Here is a 9,332-nt window from a genome sequence, read left to right as displayed (position 1 = left end):
GCGCCCCCCTCCCTCCCCTTTTTCCTCCTTTCGGGTGGCGTTTGGGTAGCGGGTGTGTGCGGGGTTTCCGTCCCCCCCACCAGGAGTCAGGCCGCAGCGGCGGCGCGGGCGGCCTTCCGGCGGCTGGCGGCGAGGTGATGGCGCTGCCCCTTGGTGAGGCCGCCCCGGATGCCGTAGCGCATCTGGTAGCCCTTGCCTTCCTCCTCGCGCATGGCGTCCTCCAGGCACTCGATCCGGATCTGGCACCTGGTGCAGGTAGCCAGGGCGAACCGGGTATCGGCCTGGTCTGCGGGGGTACGACCGGTCCGGAACCAGAGGTCGACATCCATGCCGCGGCACGCGGCCTTCGCCCAGTCCGGCCCCTGCGGCGGGGTCATGCCGACACCGCGGTGATCGTGTTCACCCAGGCGAGGGCCTGGCTGTCGAGGCGCTCCCGGGCCCGGGTCACCGCGACGTATGCGAGGCGACCCTCCTCGCGCTTCAGAAGGACGTGCCCGGTCTCCGGATTCGGCTTCGGCGGCCGGAAGTCGGAGTGGATCCGGACGGCCGGCCACTCGCGGCCCTTGGCCTTGTGGGCGGTCGACACCACCAGCTCGGCGCGGGTCTCGGCGACGAGCTGGTCAGCGGCGGCCACGATTCGGTCGGTCCCGTGCTCATCGATGAGCTTCACCAAGACCTTCATGGACCCGTCTTCTTCTTCCGCGTACTCCCGTACGGCGTCCCAGGATGGGAAAGCCAGCAGCTCGGGGTGGTCGGTCGGGCGGCCGTCCTGGAGTGCCTCGGCAGCCCAGGCGAGGCGCTTGATCTCGGAGCCTCCGCCGACGAGTGCGACCTTCCGGCCGGTGGTCAGGGCCTCCATGACGACGCCCATCGCGCCCGAGTTGCTGCGGCAGAGGATCGCGTCCGGGGAGTCGACCGGGCCGATCGAGGAATCGCACTGCTCGAAACCCGAGAGCCGGAGAGGCGCGTCGATGACGCGGAGCCACCTGTTCGCCTCGGCGGCGATCGCCGGACCGAACCGGAACGACTGGGACAGCGTCAGCTCGGGGCAGCCCAGAGCCTGGACGAAACCGCGGAGGGCGTCCCGGGCGCCGCGCCACTCGTAGATCGCCTGAGAGCTGTCCCCGACCGCGATCCGCTGCGCGTGCTCCTGGGAGAGCAGGACCTCGGCCAGAACGTCGTTGGTGTCCTGGGCCTCATCAAGGAGCACCACGTCGGTCGGGAGTATCGGCCGCGAGAGCGCCCAGAGCTTGAGGTAGTAGTCGTGGTCGAACCGCAGGACACCGTCCTCGTTGGTGAGGTCGGCCCACGCGGCGTGGGCGACGGGCAGCACCAGGGCGAGGAGCCGCTCCCGCACTTCCGGCTTGGTGAGCCCGTCGTATCTCGGTACGTGCCGAGCTTTGATCTCGGGGTCGCTGCTGTGGCACCAGCGGGAGACGGTGTCCAGCGCGCACCGCATGATGATCTTGCCGGTCATGGCCTTCGGCAGGCCGAGGTCCGTGGGGATGGACGGGGTCGCGCCGATGATGCCGAGGATTGCCTTGACGTCGAGGGCTTGGGCCGCGGCGTGGGCGGTCTGGCGTGGGCGGTTCAGGCGCGGCAGGTACTTCGGGTCGAAGGCGAGGCCGTGTCCGGTGCTGGCCCCGACGTTGGCGGGGAAGCTGCGCTTCGCGTCGGCGGCGATCGACTTGTTGTAGGCGACGTACGTCATCCGGCGGCGCGGGTCCGACTGCGCGATCATCTTCAGCGTTGCCGACTTGCCGCATCCGGCGCCGGCCTGAAGAACGAGGTCGATTCCGTCGCCGTAGGAGTCGATCGCTTCGCGCTGCTCGGGGGTGGGGTTCACCACTGGGGGTGTCCTCCTCTCTGGGATGGTGCGGGCCCCGCCGCGATCGGTCGGCGGGACCCGCAGTCAGCGGTGAATCAGGCGGCGCTCTGCTTGGCAGCCACGTACAGCTCGTCGGCCGCAGCCTTGGCGGCGTCGTCCTCCAGGCCCTGGACCATGGCGGCGAATTCGTCCGCCGGGTTCTCGCGCTCGCTGTAGTTCGTGAGCGTGTCGAGAAGGTCCTTCGCCTCCCCCATCAGCAACTCGTTCGCGGACCCGACGGGACGGCCGATGATCAGAGAGGTCGCCCGGAGGCGGGCGTCGCGACCCTGCATGCCGACCTTGTTAAACAGCGCGTGCATCATCCGCATCTGCGGGGCGGTGACCGGCACGGGCGCCTGCTGCGGCTCCTGCGGCTCCCGCGCGACCGAAGGAGCGGTGGGAGCGGACCTCCCGGCAGCCGTCATGTCGTCAGACGGCGGCGCCGGGGGCTGCTGAGGGGCCGGTGTGGGCTGCTCGTCGGCAGGAGCTGCCGGGACCGGGGCGGGCTTGAGCGCTGTGCCGTACTCCGCGATCAGAGCGCCGATCGTCGTCGGCTCGCCGGTCTTCGGGTGCAGCGTCCCCGTGGTCAGCAGACCGCGAGAACTCGCCCGTGTGTGCAGCTCCCGCGCGCCCTGGTACGTCAGGTCCTCGGCCGTGAGCCCGTCGAGGATGACCTGGACCATGTCGACGCCCTGGCCGAGCTGTTCAAGGATGGTCTCCGCGAGCGCCTCGCCCGGGTGATGGACCGTGATGCCGGCCAGGCCCGTGTACCGGGTCTTGGTCACGGTGCCGGTGCCCTCGATCATGTCGAGTACGACATCGACCTCGTACTCCGCGCCCTCACGCTGGACGGTCTTGACGCCGACCTTCGTGACCTTCTTCCCCTCCATCTCATAGTCGTTCTTCGTGCGCATGGTGACGATGACGTGGCCGGGGAAGCCGAGGAGCGCGTCGAGCATGTTCTGCTCCAACTCGTTCACCGGGCCCCAGGCGGTGAACTTCCCGCCACTCCCGGCCTTCTTCGCCTCCTCGTCGACGCGGGCGAGAAGACCGCCCTTCCCCGCCCAGAAGTGCGACCAAGAGTCGATGATCAGGACTGCGAGCCTGGCCTCTTCCGCGGCCTTCACCGCGGAGATCAGGTTCTCGGGCGAGCAGAACGCCATCGGCAGGTGGGCGAACTCGTGGGCCTCGATGTCCGGGCGGCCGGGGACGGGGGCGTACTTGAGGGCGGAGCCGCGCTCGGTGTCGACGACGCCGATCGGGCCGCCCTTGGCGAGGGTCTCGGCGAAGCGGAGGGCGGTCTTGGTCTTCCCGCTGCCGCCGGGTCCTTGGAGCGCGATGCGTGCCTTGGCGGTTTCGCGGGTGGCGGGGGCGAAGGTGAACGTCACGAGGTGCTCCGGGTGCGCTGGTTGGGCATGGTGGGGCGGGCGCCGGTGGCGTGGAGGACCCACTCAGCGCAGTCGAGGGTCGCGCCGTACTTGGTCTTCTTCCGGCGGTGGATGGCACGCGAGTCCGTGGCCGCGGGCTGGAACTCCGTGTCGGCGTGATCGCGGAGGCCGTCCGCGAGGTCGACGCCGGTCTCGGCGCGCAGCTCGCTGAGCAGCCGCGCGGCCTCGGAGGGCGGCATCGGCACGCGTCCCTTGGTCAGGGCCTGGTAGATGCTCGTGTAGGCGCTCATCCGGCCTCACCCCGCGTGGTCGGCTTGACGCCCGCGCCCCGGTGCCACTCGCGGAATTCGGCCGGGCTCATGCCGGGCTCGGAGCCGTCCACGGGCGCCTGCATGGCGGTGGCGGCAGCCAGGGCGAGCGTCGCGTGGACGTGCGCCAGCTCGATCAGGGCCGGGGCGTCGCTGGATTCCGGCTGCCGGGCGGCCGTCTTCGCGAGGTCCTCGGCGCGCTTGTAGTGCTCGGGCCCGGTCATCGCTCGCCGCCTTCCCGGGGGTCAGTGATGTCGGTCCAGCCGTCGAACTGGCCCTCGTCTCGGAAGTCGCCGTGCCACCGTGCGCCCGGCGCGCCGGTCCGCAGCCAGCCGATGGCGCGGAGGTGGCCCCGCTCGGGGTGGCGGGTGACGTGCTCCACACGGAAGTGGGCGGTCAGCTCCGGAGCGCGGTAGCCGTTGCTGTCGCAGTAGGTGCGGCCGGGCTGGAAGAAGTCCGGTTCGCCGAGAGAAGCGGACTCACCAGCCTCCAACTCGCGGGTGACCGCCAGCCTGGCCGCCTCGGCGGCAGCGAAGAGCAGGCTCTTGGCCACCCCAGCGGCGACCTCATCCATGGCCGTCAACTGGGTGATCTCGTCGACTAGCGCGGCAATCTCATCGGGCTCGCCAGCCAGTACGAGTTCACCGAGGTCTTCGATCTTGCTTGCCAGGTCGTACGACGGCTCCTCGCGCATGGCCAGAGCGAGCGCAATGAGTGCGGCGGCCCGATCCGTACTGCGAGCGGCCTCCAGCTCGGCGACCCGTGCCCGCTCGGCGTTCGCGATGCGCTCCAGCTCGACGCGCTTCTGCTCCAAGCGCGTAACCGTGGCCACCGCCTCCGCGAACCGGTCCCGCAGGTCGTCCCGCTGGGCCTCAGCGTCGAGCAGGCGACGCAGCACAGGCGCCGCACGCTCCCCCATATATGAGGACAGGTTCAGGCAGAAGAGGTCCTCCCACTTCGGGTGCTCGTGGTCCCGGCGGTCAGCGATCGCCTTGCCGAACGAGACGAGCAGTCCGTCCTGCGCGGGCTTCGCGTCGCCGAGCTGCTGGGCGATGACGGCCCGGATCTCCGGGCTCAGGGCCTGAGTCACACTGACCCCCTACGACGCTTCGCCGGTACCGCGATCAGGCCCAGAGCAATGCCGACGGCCACAGCCTCGGCGCCGGTACGCACACCCATCCGCTTGAACAGCGTGCGGCGATGGGTCTTGATCGTGTTCAGAGACAGGACCAGCCGTAGCGCGGTCTCCGTCGCACGCTCGCCGATCGCCAGCGCCCGCAGCGTCTCCCGCTGCTGGGGCGAGAGGACCACCTGCCGGTGCACCACCGGCACCTCGGGATCGATCACAGCCGTCGTGGCGGCCCGAGCCAGCCCCTCCACCTGCCGCGTCGTCAGGGGGAGATCATGCTTGTCGGCGTGAGCGATCAGCGCTCCTCGGAACGTGACCGTGAGTGTGAGCTTCTGCTCCGGTGTCGTCACGCCGCACCCCCGGCGGCCGACACAGGAGCCTCGTCCCGCACGGCCGTCAGCGGACCCGCGTACTGCACGACATGGCCCAGCGAGCACCGCGCGCCCGTCGGGTCATCCCGCCGCGACAACAGCGGCATCCCGTCCGTACGGATCTGCCGGTAGTCCCAGACGGCACCCTCCGTGTCCCGGAGCGGGAGGGCCAGGTCGTACACGGCACCGCCGTACCGGTATGGCATCGTCGCGGCAGCCACCGTCCGGGCCTCCGTCGCCGGAGCGTCGTACGCAACAACCGACACCGCGACACCATCACGGTGCCCAGCCCCGATGTACGCGTGCGCTGGAGACCCCGGCTCCTCCTGCGTGATGCCCAGGTAGCGGCACCAGCCCGCCCACTGCGTGATGTCGGTGACCTGCACGGAGACGAGCACCCGCTCGCGCTCCGTCCGCACACTCAGCAGTCCGGTGCCAGCAGCACGCTCCCCGCCCTGCTCCGTACGGATCTGCTCGGCCAGCCGGGCAGCGCGACCGAGGGCCGCGTCCCAGGCGAGGGCCTGCGTCTCCAGGTCGGTGCGCGGCTCATCCGTCCACTGGCCGCTGCTCGAACGGCGGAGGACGATCAGGCTGTTGCGGCTGGAGTCGGCGAGGATGCCGGCCTCGTTGAGTGCGGTGGCCAGCATGGTGGCGGTACGGTCGTCGGTGCCGGTGACCTCGCGGATCGTTGCGATCGCCCGGGGGATGGTCCTGTTCCCGCGCTCTCGTTCGGCGGTCGGAATCGGGTTAGCCTGTGTGTTCACGGCCTACCTCTCTGGTGGTTGGTGTGGGGTCGCCCTGGTGCTGGCGTGCGGGGGCGGCCCCGCTGCGTGTTCAGGCCGAGCGCTGGAGGCGCTGACCTTCGAGGACTGCGACTGGGTCGAAACGGCGAGATCGGCCGACGTAATGCAGGCCGGGCCACAGCTCGCCGCGGTCCTTCGCCTCCTGGATCTGCGCGTCGATCCAGCTCATCGACTTCCGCAGAAAGCGGGACAACTCGGCCTGATCAATGAGCCGGTCCGGCAGGGCACTCGAACTCAGCCTGGTCTCCGTTCTCCGTGTAGATGGAGATTTGTCGAGTGTGAAAACGGCATCTTCGAAGAAGGTGCCGATCTCCTGGCCGAGTGCAGCCGCGATGAGCTGTGCTGCTCGGTCGCTGCATGTCTCGCGGGCGGTCTTGCCGCCGCCGACGATGAAGCCGACATATGAAGAGGACAGGCCCTCGCCGGTCGGGTCGATGGTCTTGGTCCTGGCGGCGAGGAGTTCGACGCCCATGCCGGCGGCTTTCATGGCCTTCCGGATGGGCGCTCCGCGGTCTCGTCGTCGCATGGTGAACCTCTTGCCGATTGGCTGAATGGCGTGTGAAGGGGTGTGCCGGTCGCGGTGACCTGCACTATCTACAGTCTCCATGTAGATGGAGATTGAGTCAAGAGGGTGAGTGGTGTGGCCGGGTGTAGCACGTGTGCTCATTTGGGGCGTACAGGGGTGATGTAGGTGTAGTGCGGGCAGTCAAATACTGGTCAGCGTTCTCCGTTCTACTTGCATATGTAGATGCCGATGCCGGACCATCTTTTTGTGACTACCGGCCAGAGCGACCCCGGCGACCACCCTGCCGCCGACCAGGGCGAGGACCTGGGGGTGCTCCTCACGCGTGCGCTGGCTCAGGCCGACAAAACGCAGAAGGATCTCGCGGCAGCGGCCAACGTCCCATACACGACGCTGAATCACTGGGTGGCCGGCCGCAGGGGCACGTCCCGAGTCGACCCCGAGGTATTCCGGGGTATGGCGGAAGTGCTGCGCCGCTGGGGAGCTGACGTCACGGTGCGGCAGATTTTCGCCGCCATCGGCCGACCGGTGCCGGGCCCGAGCGATCAGGAGCGCGAGGAGCGGCTCCTGAGGATCTATCGGGCTCTGTCGACCGAGCGGCAGCGCGACCTCATTCGGATCGCGGAAGCGATGGGGCGACCGACTGCCTCGTAGTCGGAAGTAAGGGTTGCCTTATGAAGGGCGGTTTTTTGCCACTGATTTGACCCTCAACTAGATTGGCCAAACTCTTCGCACATCCTCCACACACAGGCTAACGTCGGCTCCCTGCCGACCTCCCGCGGCGCATCGCACTTCGCTCGCGTCCCTGGGGGGTCCCTGTGTGTATCCGTATCGCCGTGGTCGACGACCAGACGGAGATCGCCATCTGGGACCCGGACGCTGTCGAGATTCGCGTCCAAGGGGGCACCCACATCCATGACCTGATCAGAGAACTTCACGCGCTCCTGACGATCGACCTCGGTGTGTCCACCACCGGCGCCGGCCTCCACTGCTTCTGCGGGACACCTCTCGTGCTCCCCGACGACCTCTCCACGGTCCCAGCAGCAGTGCCCGGCGCATCGACTCTCTGATCAGGAGCACACCCAGATGGTGCGCAAGAAGGCCCCCGCGAAGGCCGCCTCCACCACCAATCCACGTCCCGCCCCCTCCATGAAGTGCGGCTGCCCACCGTGCCTCGCGAAATATCCGGGCGACCGGCCGCCCGCCGACGAGCACACCGGCTCATGGGAGGCCCGCTACACCGACCCATCAGGCCGAGGCCGCAGCAAGAACAAGCCGACGTACGACGCGGCGGTCGCCTTCCTTGAAGAGACCCGCACCGAGATGCGGCAGCGCACCTGGATCGACCCTGCCCGAGGCGAGATCACCCTCGGCGCCTGGTGGCGGCTGTGGTGGCCCACCCAGACCAGGGGCGAGCTGCGGATCGAACGCTGGACGCAGTCTCAGCTTCGGGACGAGGGGATGTGGCGCAACCACATCTCGCCGACCTTCGCCGGCGTCAAGTTGTACGAGCTGGCCTGGTTGGAGATCCAGACCTGGGTCAACGGCCTGCACGACCAGAACGGCGGCCCGCTCGCCGCCAGTTCGGTCACGAAGTGCTTCCAGGTCCTCGACAGGATGCTGACAGCCGCGAAGTTGGACCGGCGCGTCCCCTTCAACCCTGCCGAGGGCGTACGCCTGCCGACGATCAAGAAGAAGCACCCGGAGGACCGCCGACCGCCGTCGTACGCCCAGCTCTGGCTGATCCGGCAGAAGCTTCCCGACTACTTCCACGCGTTGATCATCGTGGGGCAGGAGACCGGACTCCGCTTCCAGGAGCTGGCCGGCCTCCGCTGGTGCAACGTCGACTTCGAGACGCGGCGCATCCACGTCCGCGAGGTCCTGGTGGAGCCGCGCGGGAAGATCAAGCGGAAGGCGTACCCCAAGTCGGACGCGGGCCTGCGCTCTGTGCCGCTCACTGGGCTCGCGGCTCGGGTGCTGCGGGAGCTATGGGCGGAGGAGCCGACCGCGAGCCGGGCCGTGTCGGAACCAGAGGACGGGCTGTGTGAGGCCGAGCTGGTGTTCCACGGCAGGAACCAGGTGCGGCGCGGGAGTAAGAGGAACGGCGGCGAGGGGGAGGCGTACCGTGCGCCGCTGCGCCGGTCGGCGTTCAGGCGCCTGTGGGTCGCGGCGATCCAGGCGGCCGGGGTCGCGCGCAAGGTCGTCCGCAAGGTGAAGGCGACCGTGACGGACAAGGAGACGGGGCGGCGCCGTCAGCAGCTCGTCGAGCGCGTCGACTGGTGGCCGGTCTTCTCGGACACCCGTGACGCATACGCCTCGCGGCTGCACGCGCTCGGCGTGCCGGAGGTCATCGCACAGGAGATCCTCGGGCACGAGCGCGGGGGGAAGGTGACGTGGATCTATACGCACTCGGCCGCGGACTATGCGGGTCAGGTGCTGGCGGCCCTTGAGGATGGGAAGCGTGGCCAGGCCGTCCGTAGACGACGGCCCCTGCAAGTGGTGCCTGCCGCGTGATCGTCAGCACTCCCGCTACTCCGCCCGGCTGACCTGCCGAGATTCCCGGCCCACGGGCCGTCGTGACCGCATCCGCGATCGCGACGGCCCGTAGTCTTGTCCCGTGCAGGAACTCCACAACGCGCCCCTCGCCCCCCTCACGACCTTCCGGCTCGGCGGCCCCGCGACCCGCCTCGTCACGGCCACCACCGACGACGAGGTCATCGCCGTCGTAGGGCAGGCCGACGCGGCCGGCACCCCGCTCCTGATCATCGGCGGCGGCAGCAATCTGGTCATCGGGGACCGCGGCTTCGAGGGCACCGCCCTGCGTATCGCCACCCAGGGCTTCGCCTTGGACGGCACCGCGCTGGAGCTGGCGGCCGGCGAGATCTGGAGCGACGCGGTCGCCCGTACCGTCGAAGCGGGCCTGGCGGGCGTCGAATGCCTCGC

Annotated in this window: 13 protein-coding genes; 4 read left to right on the top strand and 9 right to left on the bottom strand. The window is 69.3% G+C overall.

Annotation, left to right across the window (positions count from 1 at the left end):
• Positions 1 to 86: 86 nt before the first annotated feature.
• The 9 genes from ACFU9P_RS32935 to ACFU9P_RS32895 form a co-directional block, all read right to left on the bottom strand.
• Entirely contained in the window at positions 87 to 377 is a 291-nt protein-coding gene (locus ACFU9P_RS32935) for a WhiB family transcriptional regulator (protein WP_384088053.1), read from the bottom strand.
• The gene (locus ACFU9P_RS32930; RefSeq protein WP_384088050.1) at positions 374 to 1,849 is read right to left on the bottom strand and encodes a UvrD-helicase domain-containing protein; all 1,476 of its coding nucleotides are present in this window, start codon (positions 1,847 to 1,849) and stop codon (positions 374 to 376) included. The genes ACFU9P_RS32935 and ACFU9P_RS32930 overlap by 4 nt, the downstream gene beginning before the upstream one ends.
• Positions 1,850 to 1,923: 74 nt before the next feature.
• Positions 1,924 to 3,255, bottom strand: coding sequence for an ATP-binding protein (locus ACFU9P_RS32925; RefSeq protein WP_384088047.1), 1,332 nt, complete (start codon positions 3,253 to 3,255; stop codon positions 1,924 to 1,926).
• The gene (locus ACFU9P_RS32920; protein WP_384088044.1) at positions 3,252 to 3,545 is read right to left on the bottom strand and encodes a hypothetical protein; all 294 of its coding nucleotides are present in this window, start codon (positions 3,543 to 3,545) and stop codon (positions 3,252 to 3,254) included. Before ACFU9P_RS32920 ends, ACFU9P_RS32925 begins: the two co-directional genes overlap by 4 nt.
• Positions 3,542 to 3,787 (bottom strand): hypothetical protein, encoded by a 246-nt coding sequence (locus tag ACFU9P_RS32915; RefSeq protein WP_384088041.1) that lies wholly within the window; start codon positions 3,785 to 3,787, stop codon positions 3,542 to 3,544. Before ACFU9P_RS32915 ends, ACFU9P_RS32920 begins: the two co-directional genes overlap by 4 nt.
• Positions 3,784 to 4,653 (bottom strand): hypothetical protein, encoded by an 870-nt coding sequence (locus ACFU9P_RS32910; RefSeq protein WP_384088038.1) that lies wholly within the window; start codon positions 4,651 to 4,653, stop codon positions 3,784 to 3,786. The genes ACFU9P_RS32915 and ACFU9P_RS32910 overlap by 4 nt, the downstream gene beginning before the upstream one ends.
• Positions 4,650 to 5,042, bottom strand: coding sequence for a response regulator transcription factor (locus ACFU9P_RS32905; RefSeq protein WP_384088035.1), 393 nt, complete (start codon positions 5,040 to 5,042; stop codon positions 4,650 to 4,652). The genes ACFU9P_RS32910 and ACFU9P_RS32905 overlap by 4 nt, the downstream gene beginning before the upstream one ends.
• Positions 5,039 to 5,827, bottom strand: coding sequence for a BN159_2729 family protein (locus tag ACFU9P_RS32900; RefSeq protein WP_384088033.1), 789 nt, complete (start codon positions 5,825 to 5,827; stop codon positions 5,039 to 5,041). The genes ACFU9P_RS32905 and ACFU9P_RS32900 overlap by 4 nt, the downstream gene beginning before the upstream one ends.
• Positions 5,828 to 5,897: 70 nt before the next feature.
• Complete coding sequence (locus tag ACFU9P_RS32895) at positions 5,898 to 6,353, bottom strand: hypothetical protein (protein WP_384088030.1); 456 nt, start codon at positions 6,351 to 6,353, stop codon at positions 5,898 to 5,900.
• Between the two features lie 261 nt (positions 6,354 to 6,614).
• On the opposite strand from ACFU9P_RS32895, the gene ACFU9P_RS32890 reads away from it, so the two are divergent.
• From ACFU9P_RS32890 to ACFU9P_RS32875, 4 genes are all read left to right on the top strand, one after another.
• On the top strand, positions 6,615 to 7,043 hold the full coding sequence (locus tag ACFU9P_RS32890; protein WP_384088027.1) for a helix-turn-helix domain-containing protein: 429 nt from the start codon (positions 6,615 to 6,617) through the stop codon (positions 7,041 to 7,043).
• A gap of 182 nt (positions 7,044 to 7,225) precedes the next feature.
• Positions 7,226 to 7,459, top strand: a complete 234-nt coding sequence (locus tag ACFU9P_RS32885) for a hypothetical protein (protein ID WP_384088024.1) — start codon at positions 7,226 to 7,228, stop codon at positions 7,457 to 7,459.
• A 16-nt stretch (positions 7,460 to 7,475) separates the two neighbouring features.
• Positions 7,476 to 8,903 (top strand): tyrosine-type recombinase/integrase, encoded by a 1,428-nt coding sequence (locus ACFU9P_RS32880; protein WP_384088022.1) that lies wholly within the window; start codon positions 7,476 to 7,478, stop codon positions 8,901 to 8,903.
• 103 nt (positions 8,904 to 9,006) lie between these two features.
• A partial coding sequence (locus ACFU9P_RS32875; protein ID WP_384088019.1) for an FAD-binding protein occupies positions 9,007 to 9,332 on the top strand: 326 nt, incomplete at its 3' end.

The organism is Streptomyces sp. NPDC057617 (assembly GCF_042800555.1).
In the GTDB taxonomy this organism is placed as follows: domain Bacteria; phylum Actinomycetota; class Actinomycetes; order Streptomycetales; family Streptomycetaceae; genus Streptomyces.
This window is presented reverse-complemented; position numbering and strand designations above follow the sequence as displayed.

What these genes read in the sequence shown, in the direction of transcription:
- ACFU9P_RS32895 (WP_384088030.1), bottom strand. Translation starts at nt 6,353, where the DNA reads ATGAAAGCCGCCGGCATGGGCGTCGAACTCCTCGCCGCCAGGACCAAG.
- ACFU9P_RS32935 (WP_384088053.1), bottom strand. Translation starts at nt 377, where the DNA reads ATGACCCCGCCGCAGGGGCCGGACTGGGCGAAGGCCGCGTGCCGCGGC.
- ACFU9P_RS32880 (WP_384088022.1), top strand. Translation starts at nt 7,476, where the DNA reads ATGGTGCGCAAGAAGGCCCCCGCGAAGGCCGCCTCCACCACCAATCCA.
- ACFU9P_RS32915 (WP_384088041.1), bottom strand. Translation starts at nt 3,787, where the DNA reads ATGACCGGGCCCGAGCACTACAAGCGCGCCGAGGACCTCGCGAAGACG.
- ACFU9P_RS32890 (WP_384088027.1), top strand. Translation starts at nt 6,615, where the DNA reads ATGCCGATGCCGGACCATCTTTTTGTGACTACCGGCCAGAGCGACCCC.
- ACFU9P_RS32920 (WP_384088044.1), bottom strand. Translation starts at nt 3,545, where the DNA reads ATGAGCGCCTACACGAGCATCTACCAGGCCCTGACCAAGGGACGCGTG.